Here is a 19,157-nt window from a genome sequence, read left to right as displayed (position 1 = left end):
TTTTTTATTATCTGCAATATCCCTAGGCAGGCAGAACTTCCCTTTCCTCTTTACCACGCGTCACTAACTTACGCAGCGTCACGTAAAACACCGGCGTCAGGAACAGACCAAACAGCGTCACGCCCAGCATCCCGGAGAAGACCGTGATCCCGGTGACGCCGCGCACTTCTGCACCCGCGCCGTGACCGAGGATCAGCGGAATGGTCCCGGCAATAAAGGCGATGGAGGTCATCACAATCGGGCGTAAACGCAGGCGGCACGCCTCCAGCGCGGCCTCCATGATGCCTTTGCCCTGAATTTCCAGCTCGCGGGCAAACTCCACGATAAGAATGGCGTTTTTACAGGCCAGCCCCATCAGCACCACCAGCCCTACCTGCACGAAGACGTTGTTATCGCCCCCGGTCAGCCAGACGCCAAACAGCGCGGAAAGCATCGTCATCGGCACGATGAGGATCACCGCCAGCGGCAGCGTCCAGCTTTCATACAGCGCCGCCAGGACCAGGAACGCCAGCAGCACCGCGACCGGGAAGACGATCAGCGCCGTATTCCCCTGGGTGGCCTGCTGGAAGCTCAGGTCCGTCCATTCAATGTTCATCCCGTTCGGCAGGATCTGCTTAGACATCGCGTCCAGCTGCGTCATCGCCTGCGCAGATGAAAGCACGCGCGGGTCGGCATCGCCAATCAGGTCCGCCGCCGGGTAACCGTTGTAGCGGATCACCGGATCCGGCCCGTAGGTGGTCGTGATGTTCACCATGCTGCCAATCGGCACCATTTCGCCCTGGCTGTTGCGGGTGCGCAGATTCGCAATATCTTCCACGCTGTCGCGGAACTGCCCGTCGGCCTGCGCCATCACGCGCCAGGTGCGCCCGAACTGGTTGAAGTCGTTGACGTACGACGAGCCCAGATAGGTTTGCAGCGTCCCGAAGAGATCGGTCAGCGACACGCCCTGCGCTTTCGCCTTATCGCGGTCAACCTGCACGTCCAGCTGCGGCACGTTAGCCTGGTAGGTTGAGATCGGGAAATGCATCCCCGGCGTCTGCATAATCGCACCGGACATGGTGTTCACCGCGTTTTGCAGCGCGCCATAGCCCAGACCACCGCGGTCCTGAATGTACAGGGAATAGCCCGACCCCTGACCCAGTCCTAAAATCGGCGGCGGCAGAATGGAGAAGCCAAAGCCCTGCTGGATTTGGGCGATTTTCGCGTTGATCTCCGCGTTAATTTCCGCCGCGGAATGTTTACGCTGGTCGAACGGCTTCAGGCCGAAGAACACCGTCCCGGTATTCGGCGTGTTGGTGAACTGCAGCGCATTCAGCCCCGGAAACGCGACCGCGTAGTCCACGCCTTCGGTATTCATCCCGATTTCGCTCATTTTGCGGATCACCGCGTCGGTGCGGGCCAGCGAAGAGCCTTCCGGCATTTTCACGCCGCCGATCAGGTAAAGCTTGTCCTGGGTTGGAATAAACCCGCCGGGCACCGCTTTAAACATGACGCCTGCGGCACAGAGCAGCAGCAGATACACCACAAATACCGCGCCGCGTCGTCCCAGCGTTTTGCCCACCAGCCCCTGATAGCCGTTGGAGCTGCGGAGGAAGAAGCGGTTAAACGGACGGAAAATCCAGCCGAACAGACGATCGATAAGCCGGGTCGGGAAATCTTTCGGCGCGCCGTGCGGTTTTAACAGCAGTGCCGCCAGTGCCGGAGAGAGCGTCAGCGAGTTAATCGCTGAAATCACCGTAGATATCGCGATCGTCACCGCAAACTGCTTGTAGAACTGGCCGGTAACGCCCGACAGAAACGCCATCGGCACAAACACCGCGCACAGCACCAGCGCGATAGCGATAATCGGCCCGGACACTTCGCGCATCGCCTGATGCGCCGCCGCAAGTGGCGCAAGCCCCTCTTCGATATTTCGCTCGACGTTTTCCACTACCACGATGGCGTCGTCCACCACGATACCGATGGCCAGCACCAGCCCGAACAGGCTGAGGGTATTCAGCGAGAAGCCCAGCAGGTAGAGAATGCTGAAGGTACCCACCACCGACACCGGCACCGCGATCAGGGGAATGATCGACGCGCGCCAGGTTTGCAGGAACAGAATGACCACCAGCACCACCAGCACCACCGCTTCCAGCAGCGTTTGCACCACCGCACGGATCGAATCGCGCACAAAGACCGTCGGATCGTAAGGTGCCGCCCACTTCATGTCCGCCGGGAAGCGCGTGGACAGCTCGTCCATTTTCGCGCGCACCGCGTTAGACAGATCGATGGCGTTCGCCCCCGGCGACTGGAAGATCCCAATCCCGACCGCGTCTTTATTGTTCAGTTGGGAACGCAGCGCATAGCTGCCGGAGCCCATTTCGATACGTGCCACGTCGCGCAGGCGGACGACCGTGCCGTCCTGCGTTGTTTTCAGGACAATATTGCCGAACTCTTCTTCGGTATGCAGACGTCCCTGGGCGTTAATGGAGATCAGGAAATCGCTCTCTTTCGGCAGCGGCTCGGCGCCAAGCTGTCCGGCGGAGACCTGCACGTTCTGCTCCTGCATCGCCGTGACCACGTCCGAAGCGGTCAGCCCGCGGGCCGCCACCTTGTTGGGATCCAGCCAGACGCGCATCGCGTATTCACCCGAGCCGAAAATCTGGATCTGGCCGACGCCGGGCAGACGCGCCAGTTCGTCCTTCACCTTCAGCGTGGCGTAGTTACGCATATACAGGGAGTCGTACTTACCGTTAGGCGAAAACAGATGCACCACCAGCGTCAGCGTCGGGGACTGTTTCTGGGTGGTGATGCCCAGACGCCGCACGTCTTCCGGCAGACGCGCTTCGGCCTGCGCGACGCGGTTTTGTACCTGAACCTGCGCCTGATCCGGATCGGTGCCCGGACGGAAGGTGACGGTAGTGACTAGCACGCCATCGGAACCCGCGACGGACTTCATGTACATCATGTTCTCAACGCCGTTGATCGCCTCTTCCAGCGGCGTCGCCACGGTCTCGGCAATCACTTTCGGGTTGGCGCCCGGGTACTCCGCGCGCACCTGAACGCTTGGCGGCACGACGTCAGGATATTCGCTCACCGGCAGCAGCGGGATGGCGATTAACCCTGTGATAAAAATAAGAATCGACAGCACCGCGGCAAAAATCGGCCTGTCGATGAAAAAGCGGGAAAAGTCCATGGGTGGATTCTCAGGTCAAGGGATCAGTTGAGGGCGCTGGCGGTCATGGCAACGGTTTTCGCGTTAACCGGCATACCCGGCATAAACACTTTTTGTAAACCCTCGACGATGACTTTATCGCCAGGGTTCAGCCCCTGCCGCACGATGCGTAAACCGTCTGCCAGACGTCCCGGCGTGATGTCACGACGCTGCGCTTTCCCCTCTTTATCCACGATATAGACGTATTTACGATCCTGATCGGTCAGCACCGCTTTGTCGTCGACAAGCGTGGCTTTGAACTCGGCGCTGCCCGGCAGGCGTACGCGGGCAAACAGTCCCGGCGTGAACTGACGCTGCGCGTTATCCAGCAGCGCGCGCATGCGGATGGTCCCGGTGCTCGGCGTAAGCTGGTTATCCAGGAAATCCACTTTGCCCTGGTGGGGATAGCCCTCCTCGCCCGTCAGGCCAATCTCAACCGGCAGCGCCGTATGATTGCTGGACGCGCCCTGACCGCTGCGGGCCAGATTTTGGTAGTGAAGGTAGGTCGACTCGTCCACGTCAAAGTAAACGTACACCGTCTTCTGCGATACCAGCGTGGTGAGGACGCTGGCGGTGTCGCCCGCAGTCACCAGGTTCCCGCTGGTGATCAGCGCCCGGCTGGCGCGACCATCGATAGGCGCGGTGACTTTGGTGAAGTCCAGGTTGAGCTGCGCGGCGTCCACTGCCGCCTGCGCGGCGCGAATATCGGCCTGCGCCTGAGCGGCGGCCGAACGACGCTGCTCCCACTCTTCACGGGAGACAACGTTGGTATTGACCAGCTTATCGGTACGGTTAGCCTCACTTTGCGCCAGGCTGGCCTGCGTTTTGGCTCTCGCCAGGTTCGCCTGCGCCTGTTCCAGCGCGGCGCGATAGGTTCGGTCATCAATCGTGAACAGCACCTCGCCCTTCTTCACTTCCTGGCCGTCGGTGTAATTCACTTTATCAATGTAGCCGGAAACGCGCGGACGGAGCTGAACGCTCTCCACCGCTTCAATCCGTCCGTTAAAGCTATCCCACTGGCTAATAGATTTCACCACCACGTCAGCAGCGCTGACGGCGGGCGCAGGCGGCGCGGCATTTTGCGCGACGCTGTTATCGCATCCGACGAGCAGCACGGAGAGCAACATTGCCCCCAGCGCGTTCAGATGAAAGTTACCCCAGGTTTTTTGCAGGCTCATTATTTTTATTCCAGTCATTATCGCCGCCGGGCAAGACGCAGCAGGAGGCACCGCGCCACTTCCTTTGTCCGGTGGCTGTCTCAAGGCCATTTGTGTCGTTCATCGCCACAAAACTGTAACAGTTGCGAGTACACTATCGCGGCGATTGTAGGAAGGCGCTTAACTAAGTGCAAGAATAATTGTTGCACTTTATGTGCTATTTGAGCGGATGTAAAAAGACCCGTTTCGCTCAGGGATTTAAATGCAACAATAAAACTTGCAATTACTACAAAAACGCGCCACCTTTTAATGCAACAGACAAAGATACTTTTATACAAGCAGCGTGAGGGCAACCAGATGAACACTGGCGCATTTATGCATGATTTACTCGACTGGATCGACAACAACCTGGATAGCCGTCTGGACATTGAGTCCGTCGCCAGGCGTTCCGGCTACTCAAAATGGCACCTCCAGCGCCTGTTCAAAGAGCATACGGGCTATCCCCTCGCAGGGTATATTCGCGCGCAAAAGCTGCAAAAATCGGTTGAGCGCTTAACCAGCAGCGATGAACCGATTCTGAACGTGGCGATAGCACTTGGCTTTGACTCCCAGCAGTCTTTCAACCGCAGCTTTAAGCGTCAGTATGGTCAGGCGCCTGGGGCATGGCGGCGGAGCATGGGTGGCCCGGAAGCGCAGCAGCTACGCTAGCAATGAAATTGTCACGGATGACATCCTCCCTGCTTGCGTCCCAGGCAATACCCACCTCCCAGCTGATTGACTCCCCCGTTAGCGGAATAATCGCCAGCTCCGGCGGCGCGATATGCGTCACGCTGGTGGGCAGAATGGCCACGCCGATACCCGCAACCACCATCGCGACGATAGTTTGGATATCGTCAGTCAGCTGAGTCGAAGAGATGAAAAGACCGTTGTCATGCAGGAAGCGGTCAATCTGCGCGTTTAAACCCCGCCCTCGCTCATCATACAGCCGCAACAGAGGGCGTTTCGTGAGCCACTCTGCAGCAGACATTGCTGGCGACGCGGCGGGCGCAACCAGAACCAGCCGATCGGTAAATAACGGCAGGTATTCGAGCTCCACGGGAGGAGGAACCCTGACAAAACCGACCTGTAGCTCATCATTTTGCAATCGCTCGTACTGCTGGAAGGAAGGCAGATCCGTCAATGACATCTCTACTTCCGGATAGTCTCGACGAAAATCAGCGATACAGCGTGGCGCCAGATAAAAGCTTGAGAGTCCGAACCCGACGGCGATATGCCCCTCCACGCCTTTTAATACCCGCTCAGCATGCTGCATAAATTGCCGGGTCTGCCTGACCACTTTTTCAGCCTCTGGCAGCAAACGCCTGCCGCTGGCCGTCAGTATTGCGCCGTGACGACCTCGTGAAAAAAGCGACATCTTCAACAGGGATTCAAGGAGATTAATCTGTTTGGTCAATGCCGGCTGCGAGATAAACAGCGCCCGCGCCGCATCGGCATAATTTCCTTTTTCAGCCAGCATCAAAAAGGCCTTCAGCAACCGGGTGTTCATTTTTGCATTCCAGATGGTTATCGAATTCGGAAATGATTTGATTATACAGTTATCGGCAATCGTTATGTAATTCAGTCTCGATGACAACCGGAGACACATCATGAACGAACTGACATCCTTAAAGGCGGCAACCGTACAGTTTCAGCATCAGGCCAGTAACAAAAAATACAATCTCCTGATAATGGAGAAATTTATTGAACAGGCGGCGCTTGAGCAGGTGAACATTCTCACTTTCCCTGAAATGTGCATCACCGGTTACTGGCATGTCCCTAAGCTCAGTGCAGCGGAGGTGTCTGCTCTGGCAGAGCCGGTTGCCGACAGCCCTTCCCTGACGCTAATACGCTCCCTGGCGATAAAACATCAAATGCTGATTGGCGCCGGGCTTATTGAACGCGCTGACGATGGCCGCTTCTACAATGCGTATGTTGCCTGTATGCCGGATGGCTCAATGCATACGCATCGTAAACTCCATGCATTTGAACATCCGGCCATCAGCAGCGGGGACAGTTTTACCGTCTTTGATACGCCGTGGGGCGTGAAGGTCGGTATCCTGATTTGCTGGGACAATAATCTGGTCGAAAACGTGCGCGCGACGGCGCTGCTGGGTGCCGATATTCTTCTCGCACCGCATCAAACTGGCGGTACCGATTCCCGCAGCCCTCACGGGATGAAGCCTATTCCGCTGGCGCTCTGGGAGGAGCGGGAAGCGCGCAAGGAAGAAATTACCGCGGCATTCAAAGGGCCAGGCGGTCGGGAATGGCTAATGCGCTGGCTGCCTGCCCGCGCGCATGACAACGGGTTATTTCTTCTCTTCAGCAACGGTGTCGGTGCCGATGATGACGAAGTGCGCACAGGCAATGCGATGATCCTCGACCCCTATGGCAGGATCGTGAATGAAACCTGGGCGGCTGAAGATGCGATGGTGAGCGCTGAACTCGATTTAAGCCTGCTTGCTATGAGCACCGGACGCCGCTGGATCCACGGTCGCCGCCCTGATTTATACCAGATACTGACGCAGCCGCAGGGCTATGAACGTGATGCGATCAGTGCACGCTTTTCGAATGAGCCCCCTGCCCGCTAAAAGGTGAGCAATTTTTAGCTGCAACATTAATCCGGAACTGTTATACTGTATATAATTACAGTATGAGGTGCGCATAATGGCTGTTGAAACAAAATTTGTTGTCGTTAGAAAAGGTGAAGAGAAAATGACATTTGCCAGTAAGAAAGAGGCTGACGCTCACGACAAGCTGCTCGATATGGCAGACGCGTTCACCGACTGGCTGTTGCAAAGCGGAATGCAGATGGATGAAACGCAGGCTGAAAATCTTGGCCTGTATCTCGCCGAGCAGAAAGAGACCGTGCAGCATATTCTGCGTACCAGCAAACTTCCCGATCTCACTGCTCCAGCTGTAGCGGATACAACTGACTCCGATGCGGCTGACACGAAAAAAATCAGGGCTGTGAAAGCGGCCTGATTGTCAGAAAATCATCACCGTTCTGGAAGCCGTAAGCAGATAACTGCTTACGGCTTTTCGGCTGTCTGTAGTACTCTCCTGCTGATTGATGTTAACGATACCATCGTTTCATAAGCAGGAGATGAAAGAGCTAAGGAGATGATGCACTGACATAAAAAAATAGGACGTTAATCAATCTTTCGGATAAGCTGACGTGGGTTCAGTCCTTTTAATATAATTTAGAAATATTCATTTTTGTGATTAGAAATCCATACGAGGCTTGAGTCACGATAGTCGTCGTTAGTGGATGCTATCAGCGAGCATTTATCTGCATTACCATCAGCGGTGTAAGCACAGCTTTGCTTCACCATGAAAGTGATGTCCTCTCTTTTCGACACTAATTCTGAGTCAAGGAATTGCGCACTTCCGGATGGGTAAACGATGCGTTCATCTTTTGGATCTCTGTAGTTTATTATGCGAACGGGGAATTGGCTGTTGTGATATTCATATCGCTCTACAACTTCGCCCGTATCTTTGTCCATTATTTTCTCCAGCAAGCCACGTATATTATAACTGAGTAAGTAATTACCCTTTTCATTCTCAAGCTCAGTAATTTCGCAGCGCTCATTTATTTTTCCGGTAATACGCTGGCCTTTAAGTGACGTCAGTAAGCCATCTTTATTGACCAAATGAAACTCTCGAACATTTGCCTTGTCAACCATGTTGATACTCGTAAAGCATCCGCTGCGATCATATCTAACTTCTGTCATAACCTGAAGTTTACCGGTAACATCCCGCATCCACTGGAGGCTATGTTTTACGTTCCCGGTGGTTGCATCATGATCGAATAAAAGAGCAGCATTTAAGACCGCCGGTTTGAATTGAGTAAATGCCGCGACATCAAATGATAACGTCAATAATAATAGATTTAAAAAAACACCTGCTTTCATAAGTCATCCCTTTATTAATAAATAGCATTCAACGATGATGTGAATTCGCGCTCTCATATTTTACGAATAATCGAAGCGTTTCCATGCCACACGTTAAGTGTCTGCTTTTTGTTCTACTCATTCGATACAAGGATCCCTCATTTTTTGTGTGCACTCGCTTTCCGACGGATCTCAATCATCCTGATATACATATCACGCAACTCCTTATTCTGCTTGATTACCATTTCTTTGGGCAAGGATTCTCTCTCACGATTCCATTCATCAACGACACCCTGGCACGCCAGATAAGCGTCATTAACAATATTTTCAGCTGGAATCATCGTGTTGATATAGGGAAAGGTATGTTTGTTCAGGCATACAGAGACAGGTGGGCCATAATCATGTTCTTCGGCATGTAAGGTAATAGCAATAAGGAGGATAAACAATGTTAGAAATCTCAACTTTTTTTCCCCTGATAAATACTGTTTCGTCAAATGACTATCTTCCGGGGAGTTATCGACTTTGTGCAAAAAATCTTTAGTTACCCAAGGAAGTTATTATCCTGCTGTAGGGACTGCTGACACAAAACCTGACAGATGAAGGTTTTAATGACTTGATATCAGTTTAGAAATCACCCCGTTGAGCTCACAATTCATAGCAGGCGTAACCTTAAAACTATCCGCTTCTATGCTAAACCTTCCAACCACAAAACCTGGTAGCTATACAAACACGCAAGACTGTTAAGTTAATACACTTCCCCCTCTCTGAGGAAATACGCATGACCCCGCATCCGCTACGCCAGATCATCGAATCCTGCGATCGCGCCATCACCACCAAAAACTATGACGCCCTGATGGAGTACTACGCCGAAGACGCAGCTCTGGTGGTCAAGCCAGGCATGACGGTTAAAGGCAAAGAGAACATCCGCAGCGCGTTTATTGCCATCTCTGATTATTTTCAGGATCAGCTGATCGTCGAACAAGGGGAGATGCAGGTGATCGAAGGTGGCGGTAATGCCCTCGTTATCATGGAAACCGTTCTGCGTTTTCCTGATGGTCAGGGTGGAATAACAGAAATGTCGCGCCGCGCGACCTATGTTTTTCGACAGGAAAGCGACGGTCGCTGGCTTTGTACCATCGACAACTCTTACGGTACGTCGCTGCTGGATACCGGGAACCGATCGCGTTAATCACACTTTCAAAGGGGCGCTGCCGCCCCTCCACTCCTGCGCCCTTAATGTGTAGTGATGCGCGGCTCCTTCACAAACTCAGCCAGCAGCCACACCATATCGTGCAGCAGGCCTGTCAGTTCCTTCGCTACGTGAGCGGGCAGCGTTCCCCCCATCACCGCCTGTGTCAGCGCCAGAACGTAGTCCACCTGAGTCAGGGTGTCCTGCCAGCAGTCCGGCACGCAGGAGTTGATTTTCTCACCCATGATCAACTGTTCAATCAGGTATGGAGGAAGATCGGCATCGCAGAGCTCACTCAGCTTGCGCAGGGTCTGAAGGAGACGCTCGCACAGCGCAGTGCGGCTCGCGACATCATCGATTTCGACCAGCACGCTCACCAGCGCGGCGCAGTTGTCGGCGACGACAAACAGATCGGCATCAGCCGGTAGCGGCCGGGAGATAAGTTGCAGAATGACGTTCTCGTCAGATGGAAGATAAGTCAGAGTTGGGATAGTAGCCATACAAGGCATCCTTCTATATGCAATTCATTTAACCACCCAGTGAGTTCCTACGCTCGGGGGGTAGCGCTGACAGAGGTAGGAATACCGCCCATATAGAAAACGGCCAGCCTTAGGGCTGCTCCGTCAGCGCCACCGTTATTGTAACGAGATCGGCACTGCTGAGACATACGTAATGTCACTATATGGTTGACGGGTTCCTACGCCCGATTGCGGATGTGCCGCAACGCAGGCACTTTACGACCGCGCCCAGTCGAGGAAAAGACATAACGCTGAATTTCATAAGGTTACTTTACGGTTTGCGAGGCGCCTTCCAGAAACGTTCACCGGGGTCAGACAGAGCACGCCCCACCAAATTTTGCCCCAACCTCTCTGGCACATCTGGTGTATTGTTTTTAAACAATAACATCCATTAAAGGACACCAGCGTAATGATCAGCATCCTCGGCAAAACCACCTCCATAAACGTTCGAAAAGTACTCTGGACCTGCGAAGAAGCAGGCATAGCCTATCAACAGGAAGATTACGGCAGTGGTTTTGCCTCAACGGAAACGGATGCCTTCCGCGCCCTGAACCCCAACGCCATGGTGCCGGTGCTGATTGATGGCGATTTCGTGCTGTGGGAGTCCAATTCCATCTGCCGTTATCTGGCGCGCAAGGCCGAACGTCACGATCTGCTGCCCGCAGAACCGCAGGCCTGCGCCAACGTTGAGCGCTGGATGGACTGGCAGGCCACTGAATTTAACAACGCCTGGCGCTATGTCTTCCCGGCGCTGGGGCGTAAAAACCCGGACTTTAACGACCCTGAGCGCATTGCGGCGGGAATCAAAGAGTGGAACCACTGCATCACCATTCTGGAAAACCAGTTACAGCGCACCGGGGCCTTTGCGACGGGCGAGACGTTTACCCTCGCTGACGTGGTGCTTGGGCTGTCGGTGAATCGCTGGAAAATGACGCCGTTTGATAAGCCAGACGTGCCCGCCATTGAGGCCTGGTTCGAGCGCCTTAACCAGCGTCCGGCATTTTTGCGTCACGGCAATAACGGCATGGTGTAAAACTTAATGCCTGAATGAATACCGCAACGAGGCTGTTTTTTTAATTACGAAACCCTGATTGTCGTCAGAGGGAATAATAATTAAGCCATATCCTGGACAGCCCGTTGCACCGCTTTGCTAGCCTGACTATTCAGGCAAAGCTCAACCCGGAGGTATTCTTGCTGATTAGACTCAAGAAAGAACGAACGCATAAGGAGGATCGCCGGCTTGCTCTCTGGCTGGCGACCTCGGCAGGTTTGCTGAATGCCATCGCCCTCGGGGCATTCGGTTTTTTCCCCTCACACATGACCGGCAACACCTCACAGTTATCCAGCGAAGTCTCTTCCACTGACCTGAGCGATATCATTTTCTTCGGCTCGATTATTCTCTCCTTTGTCGCAGGCGCCATTCTTGCCCGCATGATTGTAATATGGGGCATTATCCATAACGTCAGGCTGGTTTTTTGCCAGATCCTGTTCGTCGAGGGGATATTGCTGACCGGCGTTTCCTTCTACGAGATGTATTTTCATGCCCTCACCAGCAACCGCGAGATTATTCTTTTCCTGTGCGGCCTGATGGGCATTCATAATTCCACTTCTACGCAGCTTTCCGGCGGACGGGTGAGATCGACGCACATTACCGGCACGCTGACGGACGCGGGGATATCCCTGGCCTCCGTACTGGTGGCGATGATGCGCAGGGATTACTCCAAAGATACGGCGGCGCAAAAAAGTCAGCTGAAAACCCACTTAACCACCCTGTTTTCGTTTATTACGGGCGGTATCGCGGGGCTGCTGCTTTTCCGATGGATTGGCTTTAACGCCATGCTGGCGCTCGGACTGATGCTTGCCGTGATCGCTATCGTTTCAATTATCACCGTCTCGACGCGGGTTCGACGGGTTCGCGCTACCGTCTGAGTGTTGCAGCTGCCCCAGCAGGCGCTGCATGTTGTCGTCGCAGGAGATCCCATCCGGACGGTTGGTGATACTCGCGACCAGCGTCAGCAATTCTCTGCGGTTTTCCTCAAGCTGCTTCTGCATCGCTTCTATTTCGGCAATACGCGTTTTCAGGGACTGGATCAGTCCCTCATGATCCCAGTGCTGTTGCGGCTGCGGCAGGAAGCGGCGTATTTGCTCCAGTGAGAACCCGGTACGCTGCGCGTTGTCGATGATGTTCAGCAGCGCTGCCGCCTCTTGAGAATACGTTCGGTAGCCGTTCCCCTGCCTGACGGGTCTCGGTAGTAAACCTTCCGCCTCATAGAACCGAATGCGCGACGGGGAAATCCCCGTCATTTTCGACAGCTCGCCAATTCTCATTTGATCTGCTCTTACGTCTTGACCTTAAAGTTAACTTTAAGCTTAAACTTTTTATACGGTCAACCGGATCGTCATCTCATCAGGGAGCTCATATGCAAACTATTCTGGGTGCCAGCGGGCAAATCGCCCGTGAACTGACCCGCGAATTAAAACGCGCCTATACCGACGATATCAGGCTGGTCAGCCGCCATCCGCAGAAAGTCCACGCCAGCGATATCACGGCTGCGGCCAATCTTCTGGATGCTCAGCAGACGCAGGAGGCGGTTAACGGCAGCGATACGGTCTATTTTACCGCTGGTCTGCCGCCTGATTCCGCGCTGTGGGAGCGTCAGTTCCCAACCATGCTGGACAATGCCCTGGAGGCCACGCGAAAGGCTGGCGCAAGATTCGTCTATTTTGACAATACTTACATGTACCCCCAGAGCGACGTGCCACAAACTGAAGAGACGCGCTTTGCGCCCCGGGGACGGAAAGGCAACGTGCGTGCGCTGATGGCCAACCGGGTGCTTGCCGAAATGCAGCGGGGCGACATTCCCGTCCTCATCGGTCGGGCCCCGGAGTTTTACGGGCCTGAGAGAACGCAGAGCTTCACGAATACGCTCATTATCGACAGGCTGAAGCAGCACAAACGTCCGCGCGTTCCGGTACGTGACGATACGCTTCGCACCCTCATCTGGACGCCGGATGCCAGCCGCGCGCTCGCCCTGCTGGGCAATACGCCTGAGGCATACGGGCAGACGTGGCATTTGCCCTGCTGCGACGAAAGGCTGACGTATCAACAGTTTGTTACCCTCGCCTGCGATATCTTCGGCCAGAAGGCGGACTACGCCGTGCTGGGCGAGCTGGCCTTCGCCGCGACGGCACTGTTTTCGCAGGGCGCGCGCGAAATGCGGGAGCTGTTGCCCAGATACGACGTTGACAACCTGTTTGATTCGACGAAGTTTAAGCGGCATTTTCCCGACTTTCCCGTCACTTCATACCGGCACGGTCTTGAAAACATCTGGCAGGAATGGAGATCAAAAGCGCACAAAACAGCGTAAATGCACTGCCGCACCGACAAAGGTGCGGCCATTACTCGTGACAACGTCACTTTCACTTCTCGTCTTTAGGACTATTCTGCCTCTTCCTCAATCAGCCCTTACGCCATAAGGCTTAACCCGAGGTTGTCACTGTTTTCATAGGGTTACTGATTTTACCCCTTCGCTGGAACCCTTCCCAAACGCTTGCTATAGGTGAAATACCCCTGCCGAAACATGGCATAACAACAGGCAACCGGTGGTTGCTATAACGCATGCGCACAGGGAGACACACCGCAATGCACCCATTACTCAAACGTTCGCTGCTGTTTGTCGGCGCCATTATTGTGGTCCTCGCCCTCCTCGTCTGGGGTATCGGGATGGAGACGATAAAGGCGCGTCAGGTTGACCTGGTCTATCTCGGGCAACAGCACATGATTCTGGTTTTCTCATCCATGTTTTTTGCCCTGCTGGTGGGTATTCCAGCCGGTATTCTGCTGAGCCGTCCGGCCGCGCGGGGTATCGCCGAATATGTGATGCAAATCTTCAACGTCGGCAACACGCTGCCGCCGCTGGCCGTTCTGGCGCTGGCAATGGTGGTGATTGGCATTGGCGATACGCCCGCCATCATCGCCCTGTTCCTTGCCTCGCTGCTGCCGATCGTGCGTAACACCTATGCCGGGCTGTGCTCGGTCCCGCCGTCGCTGCTGGAAGCGGCAAACGGCATCGGGATGACCAAATGGCAGCGTCTGCGTCAGGTTGAGCTGCCAGCCGCCTGGCCGGTCATGCTCTCGGGGATCCGCATCGCCACCGCCATTAACGTCGGTACCGCGCCGCTGGCGTTCCTGATTGGCGCCAGCAGCTACGGCGAGCTGATTTTCCCCGGCATTTATCTGAACGATTTCCCGACCCTGATCCTCGGCGCGGCGGCCACCGCCCTGTTCGCACTGATCCTCGATACCCTGCTGGCGGCGCTGGGTCGCGTGATGAGTCCCCATCTCGCTCGATAACAATAACAAGGAGCTTTTATGAGACTGTTTTCCGGCCTGACGGCGCTGTGTGCCGCGGCGCTGTTCACCAGCCAGGCGATGGCGGCCCCGCTGATTCTGGCGACCAAGAGCTTTACCGAGCAGCACATTCTCTCGGCGATGACCGTGCAGTACCTGCAAAAGAAAGGTTTTCAGGTCCAGCCGCAAACCAACATTGCCACGGTGATCTCCCGCAACGCGATGATCAACAAGCAGATTGACATGACCTGGGAGTACACCGGCACGTCGCTGATCATCTTTAACCACATCAACAAGCGCATGTCGCCGCAGGAGTCTTACGAGACGGTAAAACGCCTGGACGCGAAGCACGGTCTGGTCTGGCTCAAGCCCGCCGATATGAACAACACCTATGCTTTCGCCATGCAGCGCAAGCGCGCCGAGGCGGAACACATCAACACCATGTCGGAGATGGTGGCGAAGATTGAGCAGATCCGTAAAACCAACCCGGACAAAAACTGGCTGCTGGGCTTGGACCTGGAGTTTGCCGGGCGCAGCGACGGCATGAAGCCGCTTCAGGCGGCCTATAAGATGGAGCTGGACCGCCCGCAGATCCGTCAGATGGACCCCGGCCTGGTCTATAACGCGGTGCGCGACGGCTTCGTTGACGCCGGGCTGATTTATACCACCGATGGTCGCGTGAAGGGCTTCGACCTCAAGGTGCTGGAAGACGATAAAGGCTTCTTCCCGAGCTATGCGGTCACCCCGGTGGTGCGTAAGGACACGCTGGAGGCCAACCCCGGCCTGGAAGAGGCGCTCAACACCCTCTCGGCCCAGCTCAACAACGACGTTATCACCGAGCTGAACAAAAAGGTGGATATCGACCATCAGTCACCGCAGCAGGTCGCCCGCGATTTCCTGCGTAGCAAACAGCTGCTGTAGGAGGCGCTATGGAGACGATTCACTACATTCTGGACAACTGGGATTACCTCTTAACCCTGACGCTGCAGCACCTGTGGCTGGTGGCGCTGGCCGTAGGCTTAGCCATCATCATCGGCGTACCGCTGGGCATTCTGATTGTCCGCCACAGGTGGCTGGCAACGCCGGTGCTGGGGATAGCCACCATCGTGCTGACCATTCCGTCTATCGCCCTGTTTGGCCTGATGATCCCGCTGTTTTCGCTGATCGGTCAGGGGATTGGTGCCCTGCCCGCGATCACGGCGGTGTTTCTCTACTCGCTGCTGCCGATTGTGCGTAACACCCATACCGCGCTCGACAGCCTGCCGCCGGGCCTGCGCGAAGCCGGACGCGGCATCGGCATGACCTTCTGGCAGCGGCTGCGCTGGGTCGAAATCCCGATGGCGCTGCCGGTGATTTTCGGCGGGATCCGCACCGCCGTGGTGATGAACATCGGCGTGATGGCGATTGCCGCGGTGATCGGCGCGGGCGGTCTGGGCCTGCTGCTGCTCAACGGCATCGGCGGAAGCGATATTCGCATGTTGATTGCGGGCGCGCTGATGATTTGTCTTTTAGCGATTGTGCTCGACTGGCTGCTGCATCGTCTGCAGGTGGTTCTGACTCCAAAGGGGATTCGATAATGATAAAACTGGAAAACCTCACCAAACAATTTTCCCAGAAGCACGGCCAGACCTTTAAGGCCGTGGACAACGTTAACCTGAACGTGCCCGAAGGGGAAATGTGCGTCCTGCTCGGCCCGTCCGGCTGCGGGAAGACCACCACCCTGAAGATGATTAACCGCCTCATTACCCCAAGCAGCGGGACGATCCTGATCAACGGTGAAGACACCAGCGGGATGGACACCGTCACCCTGCGCCGCAACATCGGCTACGTGATCCAGCAGATTGGCCTGTTCCCGAACATGACCATCGAAGAGAACATTACCGTCGTGCCGCGCATGCTGGGCTGGGATAAAGCGCGCTGTAAAACCCGCGCCGAAGAGCTGATGGATATGGTGGCGCTGGATCCGCATAAGTTCCTGAATCGCTACCCGCGCGAGATGTCCGGGGGCCAGCAGCAGCGTATCGGCGTGATCCGCGCCCTGGCGGCGGATCCTCCGGTACTGCTGATGGATGAACCTTTCGGCGCGGTGGACCCGATCAACCGCGAGGTGATCCAGAACCAGTTCCTGGAGATGCAGCGCAAGCTTAAGAAAACCGTCATGCTGGTCAGCCACGATATCGACGAAGCCCTCAAGCTCGGCGACCGTATTGCGGTGTTCCGTCAGGGGAAAATCGTGCAGTGCGCCAGCCCGGATGAACTGCTGGCGAAACCGGCGAACGAGTTTGTCGGCTCGTTTGTCGGTCAGGACCGCACGCTGAAGCGCCTGCTGCTGGTCTCGGCGGGCGACGTCACCGACCAGCAGCCGACCATTACGGTGCGGGGCTCTACGCCGCTCCCTGAAGCCTTTGCGACCATGGATGATAATGATATTCGCGCGATTACCGTGGTTGACGAACACGGCAAGCCGCTGGGCTTTGTGAAGCGTCGCGAAGCGCGTAATGCCAGCGGGACCTGCGCCGACATCCTGCATCCGTTCCGCATGACCGGCAAAGCGGAAGACAACCTGCGCGTGGTGCTGTCACGCCTGTATGAGAGCAACACCAGCTGGATGCCGATCGTGGATGAGGACGGGCGCTACAACGGCGAGATTTCTCAGGACTATATTGCCGAGTACCTGAGTTCAGGGCGTACGCGCCGGGCGCTGAATATTCATAGCGACAGTTAACCTTTCAGGCCGGGCATTGCCCGGCTTTTCCGCACGCATACCTTTTGCTAACCCCACGATTTGCCGCCACAATATTGTATCTTTCCCGTTGACTCGCGACTCATGCAACGTCTTCATACGTACCCCGACATCCGCGCGATGTTTCGCCGACTGCTGATTGCTACCGTTACCGGCGTGCTGGCCGCGCTGGCCGTGGCGGTGTTCCGCCACAGCATGTACCTGCTGGAGTGGCTGCTTCTCAGCAACGACAGCGGCAGCCTGGTGAATGCCGCCGCGTCGCTCTCCCCCTGGCGGCGCGCGCTGACGCCAGCGCTGGGTGGTCTGGCGGCCGGGCTGCTGCTCTGGGGATGGCAACGGCTGACCGCGCAACGGCCTCATGCCCCCACCGACTACATGGAAGCGCTGGAGACCGGTGACGGCCAGTTTGACTACGGCGCCAGCCTGGTTAAATCCCTCGCCTCACTGCTGGTCGTTGCCAGCGGAAGCGCCATCGGGCGTGAAGGGGCGATGATCCTGCTTGCCGCCCTCGCCGCCTCCCTTTTCGCCCGGCGCTTTACGCCCAAATCCGAGTGGAAATTATGGATAGCCTGCGGTGCCGCCGCCGGGATGGCCAGCGCCTACCATGCTCCCTTAGCCGGAAGCCTGTTCATCGCTGAGATTCTGTTTGGCACCCTGATGCTGGCCTCGCTCGGGCCCGTGGTTATCGCGGCGGTGGTGGCGCTTCTCACCACGCAGCTTCTGGCGCCGGGTACCGACACGCTCTACGCGGTCCATCTGAGCGGTATCCTCACCGCTACCGATTATGCCCTGCTGGTCGCGATGGGGCTGGTGGCGGGTGTCTGCGGGCCGCTGCTGATGTGGCTGATGGCGTTCAGCCACGGTCTTTTCTTGCGCCTCAAGCTTTCGCCACCGTGGCAATTAGCGCTGGGCGGTGCGATCGTCGGGCTGCTGTCTCTTCTGACGCCGAAGGTGTGGGGGAATGGCTACAGCGTGGTTCAGGCTTTTCTGCTCGCGCCGCCGCTGCTGTCGGTGATTGCCGGGGTGTTTATCTGCAAACTGCTGGCGGTACTGGCGAGCAGCGGATCGGGCGCGCCGGGCGGGGTGTTTACGCCCACGCTGTTTGTCGGTATGGCAACGGGGATGCTGTTCGCGCAGCTGTTCGCGCTGTGGCTACCGGGTTCTGAAACGGCGATTCTGCTGGGGCTGGCAGGAATGGCAACCCTACTTGCCGCGACCACGCATGCGCCCATTATGTCGGCGCTGATGGTCTGTGAAATGACCGGGCAGTATTTTTTACTGCCCGGCCTGCTGGTCGCCTGCGTGCTGGCGTCCGTATTCTCGCGGACGTTACGCCACGACTCTGTCTACGGTCAACACGCCACCGAGGGCAGAGAGATCGATGTACTGCGCTAGCTCGCGCTGCTCGGCGCGTGGCAGATAAGGCAGCTCGCCCACCAGCGGTCCGGGCAGTTTGGTGCTCAGCACGTCGATGATCTCCGCGTAGTGCGCCAGGCCCGGGTTGATGCGGTTTGCTACCCAGCCAACCAGCGGCAGGCCGTCATTGGCAATCGCCTGCGCCGTCAGCAGCGCGTGGTTGATGCACCCTTCCTGGATACCCACCACCATCACCACCGGAAGCTGCTCCTGTACGACCCATTCAGACAGCGGGCGCAAATCATTCATCAGGCTGCGCCAGCCGCCCGTCCCTTCAACAACCACGTGGTCAACCTTCTCACTCAGGTTCGCCAGGCCGTCGGACAACAGGGGATAATTAATCAGGCCGCTGTGCGCTACGCTGCTCTCCTCTTCGCTTAACGCAATGGGATTGACCGCGTGATAGGGCAACTCCAGTGACGAGACGCTTTGCAGCACCAGGGCGTCTTTATTGCGCAATCCCTCTGGCGTCTCTTTACTCCCTTTTGCGACCGGTTTGTACCCTGCCACGCGTTTACCGCTTGCTGCCAGCGCCTGCAGCAATGCGCGGGATACGACGGTCTTGCCGACAGAGGTATCTGTACCAGTAACAAAGAAACGCTTAAGCATGACTCACTCCACCTCTTGGGTATGCTTCGAAAATATAAACCAGGTAAATAAT

The 19,157-nt window shown here is 56.2% G+C and carries 20 protein-coding genes; 12 read left to right on the top strand and 8 right to left on the bottom strand.

The window, feature by feature from the left end; translation table 11 throughout:
- Positions 1-22: 22 nt before the first annotated feature.
- A complete protein-coding gene (gene oqxB / locus ACMGG5_RS16700) occupies positions 23-3,175 on the bottom strand; it encodes a multidrug efflux RND transporter permease subunit OqxB (protein ID WP_024909113.1) in 3,153 nt (1,050 codons plus the stop codon).
- A gap of 23 nt (positions 3,176-3,198) precedes the next feature.
- On the bottom strand, positions 3,199-4,371 hold the full coding sequence (locus tag ACMGG5_RS16695) for an efflux RND transporter periplasmic adaptor subunit (protein ID WP_420278204.1): 1,173 nt from the start codon (positions 4,369-4,371) through the stop codon (positions 3,199-3,201).
- Positions 4,372-4,707: 336 nt separating this feature from the next.
- On the opposite strand from ACMGG5_RS16695, the gene ACMGG5_RS16690 reads away from it, so the two are divergent.
- On the top strand, positions 4,708-5,058 hold the full coding sequence (locus tag ACMGG5_RS16690) for a helix-turn-helix domain-containing protein (RefSeq protein ID WP_420278203.1): 351 nt from the start codon (positions 4,708-4,710) through the stop codon (positions 5,056-5,058).
- On the opposite strand, the gene ACMGG5_RS16685 is transcribed toward ACMGG5_RS16690, so the two are convergent.
- Positions 4,982-5,896, bottom strand: a complete 915-nt coding sequence (locus ACMGG5_RS16685; protein ID WP_420278202.1) for a LysR family transcriptional regulator — start codon at positions 5,894-5,896, stop codon at positions 4,982-4,984. The two genes, ACMGG5_RS16690 and ACMGG5_RS16685, sit on opposite strands and share 77 nt — an antisense overlap.
- A 100-nt stretch (positions 5,897-5,996) precedes the next feature.
- Between ACMGG5_RS16685 and ACMGG5_RS16680 the strand changes: the two genes are divergently transcribed.
- Positions 5,997-6,977 carry a nitrilase family protein gene (locus ACMGG5_RS16680; protein ID WP_208763817.1) on the top strand — a complete coding sequence of 327 codons (981 nt, stop codon included), beginning with the start codon at positions 5,997-5,999 and terminating at the stop codon, positions 6,975-6,977.
- Positions 6,978-7,053: 76 nt separating this feature from the next.
- The gene (locus tag ACMGG5_RS16675; protein ID WP_045335983.1) at positions 7,054-7,371 is read left to right on the top strand and encodes a YebG family protein; all 318 of its coding nucleotides are present in this window, start codon (positions 7,054-7,056) and stop codon (positions 7,369-7,371) included.
- 218 nt (positions 7,372-7,589) lie between these two features.
- On the opposite strand, the gene ACMGG5_RS16670 is transcribed toward ACMGG5_RS16675, so the two are convergent.
- Both ACMGG5_RS16670 and ACMGG5_RS16665 read right to left on the bottom strand, forming a co-directional pair.
- Positions 7,590-8,300 (bottom strand): YnfC family lipoprotein, encoded by a 711-nt coding sequence (locus tag ACMGG5_RS16670; RefSeq protein WP_148769455.1) that lies wholly within the window; start codon positions 8,298-8,300, stop codon positions 7,590-7,592.
- A 137-nt stretch (positions 8,301-8,437) separates the two neighbouring features.
- The gene (locus ACMGG5_RS16665; RefSeq protein WP_080474224.1) at positions 8,438-8,809 is read right to left on the bottom strand and encodes a hypothetical protein; all 372 of its coding nucleotides are present in this window, start codon (positions 8,807-8,809) and stop codon (positions 8,438-8,440) included.
- A gap of 248 nt (positions 8,810-9,057) precedes the next feature.
- On the opposite strand from ACMGG5_RS16665, the gene ACMGG5_RS16660 reads away from it, so the two are divergent.
- Positions 9,058-9,468, top strand: coding sequence for a YybH family protein (locus ACMGG5_RS16660; protein ID WP_248272129.1), 411 nt, complete (start codon positions 9,058-9,060; stop codon positions 9,466-9,468).
- Between the two features lie 44 nt (positions 9,469-9,512).
- On the opposite strand, the gene ACMGG5_RS16655 is transcribed toward ACMGG5_RS16660, so the two are convergent.
- The gene (locus tag ACMGG5_RS16655; RefSeq protein ID WP_420278201.1) at positions 9,513-9,968 is read right to left on the bottom strand and encodes a hypothetical protein; all 456 of its coding nucleotides are present in this window, start codon (positions 9,966-9,968) and stop codon (positions 9,513-9,515) included.
- Between the two features lie 427 nt (positions 9,969-10,395).
- Here ACMGG5_RS16655 and ACMGG5_RS16650 point away from each other — a divergent pair, with 427 nt between their 5' ends.
- Both ACMGG5_RS16650 and ACMGG5_RS16645 read left to right on the top strand, forming a co-directional pair.
- Positions 10,396-11,019: a glutathione S-transferase family protein gene (locus tag ACMGG5_RS16650; RefSeq protein ID WP_148769453.1), complete on the top strand. Its 624-nt coding sequence runs from the start codon at positions 10,396-10,398 to the stop codon at positions 11,017-11,019.
- A 158-nt stretch (positions 11,020-11,177) separates the two neighbouring features.
- A complete protein-coding gene (locus ACMGG5_RS16645; protein ID WP_061715359.1) occupies positions 11,178-11,915 on the top strand; it encodes a YoaK family protein in 738 nt (245 codons plus the stop codon).
- Here ACMGG5_RS16645 and ACMGG5_RS16640 read toward each other — a convergent pair.
- A complete protein-coding gene (locus ACMGG5_RS16640) occupies positions 11,865-12,314 on the bottom strand; it encodes a MerR family transcriptional regulator (RefSeq protein WP_061715360.1) in 450 nt (149 codons plus the stop codon). The two genes, ACMGG5_RS16645 and ACMGG5_RS16640, sit on opposite strands and share 51 nt — an antisense overlap.
- Before the next feature lie 92 nt (positions 12,315-12,406).
- Between ACMGG5_RS16640 and ACMGG5_RS16635 the strand changes: the two genes are divergently transcribed.
- The 6 genes from ACMGG5_RS16635 to clcB all read left to right on the top strand — a co-directional run bounded on the left by ACMGG5_RS16635 (position 12,407) and on the right by clcB (position 18,475).
- Positions 12,407-13,354, top strand: coding sequence for an NAD-dependent epimerase/dehydratase family protein (locus ACMGG5_RS16635; RefSeq protein ID WP_267214732.1), 948 nt, complete (start codon positions 12,407-12,409; stop codon positions 13,352-13,354).
- A 275-nt stretch (positions 13,355-13,629) separates the two neighbouring features.
- A complete protein-coding gene (gene osmY / locus ACMGG5_RS16630) occupies positions 13,630-14,340 on the top strand; it encodes an osmoprotectant ABC transporter permease OsmY (protein ID WP_047061706.1) in 711 nt (236 codons plus the stop codon).
- Positions 14,341-14,358: 18 nt separating this feature from the next.
- Positions 14,359-15,258, top strand: a complete 900-nt coding sequence (gene osmX, locus ACMGG5_RS16625; RefSeq protein WP_024909127.1) for an osmoprotectant ABC transporter substrate-binding protein OsmX — start codon at positions 14,359-14,361, stop codon at positions 15,256-15,258.
- An 8-nt stretch (positions 15,259-15,266) separates the two neighbouring features.
- Positions 15,267-15,914 carry an osmoprotectant ABC transporter permease OsmW gene (osmW, locus tag ACMGG5_RS16620; RefSeq protein ID WP_023311514.1) on the top strand — a complete coding sequence of 216 codons (648 nt, stop codon included), beginning with the start codon at positions 15,267-15,269 and terminating at the stop codon, positions 15,912-15,914.
- Positions 15,914-17,062, top strand: a complete 1,149-nt coding sequence (gene osmV, locus ACMGG5_RS16615; protein WP_061715364.1) for an osmoprotectant ABC transporter ATP-binding protein OsmV — start codon at positions 15,914-15,916, stop codon at positions 17,060-17,062. Before osmW ends, osmV begins: the two co-directional genes overlap by 1 nt.
- 102 nt (positions 17,063-17,164) lie before the next feature.
- Positions 17,165-18,475, top strand: coding sequence for a voltage-gated ClC-type chloride channel ClcB (clcB, locus tag ACMGG5_RS16610; protein WP_420278200.1), 1,311 nt, complete (start codon positions 17,165-17,167; stop codon positions 18,473-18,475).
- On the opposite strand, the gene bioD is transcribed toward clcB, so the two are convergent.
- Positions 18,410-19,105: a dethiobiotin synthase gene (gene bioD, locus ACMGG5_RS16605; protein WP_024909130.1), complete on the bottom strand. Its 696-nt coding sequence runs from the start codon at positions 19,103-19,105 to the stop codon at positions 18,410-18,412. The two genes, clcB and bioD, sit on opposite strands and share 66 nt — an antisense overlap.
- Positions 19,106-19,157 lie beyond the last annotated feature (52 nt).

Origin of the sequence: Enterobacter sp. BNK-34, from assembly GCF_048684445.1 — a bacterium.
Taxonomy (GTDB): domain Bacteria; phylum Pseudomonadota; class Gammaproteobacteria; order Enterobacterales; family Enterobacteriaceae; genus Enterobacter; species Enterobacter pseudoroggenkampii.
This window is presented reverse-complemented; position numbering and strand designations above follow the sequence as displayed.

What these genes read in the sequence shown, in the direction of transcription:
- oqxB (WP_024909113.1), bottom strand. Translation starts at nt 3,175, where the DNA reads ATGGACTTTTCCCGCTTTTTCATCGACAGGCCGATTTTTGCCGCGGTG.
- ACMGG5_RS16695 (WP_420278204.1), bottom strand. Translation starts at nt 4,371, where the DNA reads ATGAGCCTGCAAAAAACCTGGGGTAACTTTCATCTGAACGCGCTGGGG.
- ACMGG5_RS16690 (WP_420278203.1), top strand. Translation starts at nt 4,708, where the DNA reads ATGAACACTGGCGCATTTATGCATGATTTACTCGACTGGATCGACAAC.
- ACMGG5_RS16685 (WP_420278202.1), bottom strand. Translation starts at nt 5,896, where the DNA reads ATGAACACCCGGTTGCTGAAGGCCTTTTTGATGCTGGCTGAAAAAGGA.
- ACMGG5_RS16680 (WP_208763817.1), top strand. Translation starts at nt 5,997, where the DNA reads ATGAACGAACTGACATCCTTAAAGGCGGCAACCGTACAGTTTCAGCAT.
- ACMGG5_RS16675 (WP_045335983.1), top strand. Translation starts at nt 7,054, where the DNA reads ATGGCTGTTGAAACAAAATTTGTTGTCGTTAGAAAAGGTGAAGAGAAA.
- ACMGG5_RS16670 (WP_148769455.1), bottom strand. Translation starts at nt 8,300, where the DNA reads ATGAAAGCAGGTGTTTTTTTAAATCTATTATTATTGACGTTATCATTT.
- ACMGG5_RS16660 (WP_248272129.1), top strand. Translation starts at nt 9,058, where the DNA reads ATGACCCCGCATCCGCTACGCCAGATCATCGAATCCTGCGATCGCGCC.
- ACMGG5_RS16655 (WP_420278201.1), bottom strand. Translation starts at nt 9,968, where the DNA reads ATGGCTACTATCCCAACTCTGACTTATCTTCCATCTGACGAGAACGTC.
- ACMGG5_RS16650 (WP_148769453.1), top strand. Translation starts at nt 10,396, where the DNA reads ATGATCAGCATCCTCGGCAAAACCACCTCCATAAACGTTCGAAAAGTA.
- ACMGG5_RS16640 (WP_061715360.1), bottom strand. Translation starts at nt 12,314, where the DNA reads ATGAGAATTGGCGAGCTGTCGAAAATGACGGGGATTTCCCCGTCGCGC.
- ACMGG5_RS16635 (WP_267214732.1), top strand. Translation starts at nt 12,407, where the DNA reads ATGCAAACTATTCTGGGTGCCAGCGGGCAAATCGCCCGTGAACTGACC.
- osmY (WP_047061706.1), top strand. Translation starts at nt 13,630, where the DNA reads ATGCACCCATTACTCAAACGTTCGCTGCTGTTTGTCGGCGCCATTATT.
- osmX (WP_024909127.1), top strand. Translation starts at nt 14,359, where the DNA reads ATGAGACTGTTTTCCGGCCTGACGGCGCTGTGTGCCGCGGCGCTGTTC.
- osmW (WP_023311514.1), top strand. Translation starts at nt 15,267, where the DNA reads ATGGAGACGATTCACTACATTCTGGACAACTGGGATTACCTCTTAACC.
- osmV (WP_061715364.1), top strand. Translation starts at nt 15,914, where the DNA reads ATGATAAAACTGGAAAACCTCACCAAACAATTTTCCCAGAAGCACGGC.
- clcB (WP_420278200.1), top strand. Translation starts at nt 17,165, where the DNA reads ATGCAACGTCTTCATACGTACCCCGACATCCGCGCGATGTTTCGCCGA.
- bioD (WP_024909130.1), bottom strand. Translation starts at nt 19,105, where the DNA reads ATGCTTAAGCGTTTCTTTGTTACTGGTACAGATACCTCTGTCGGCAAG.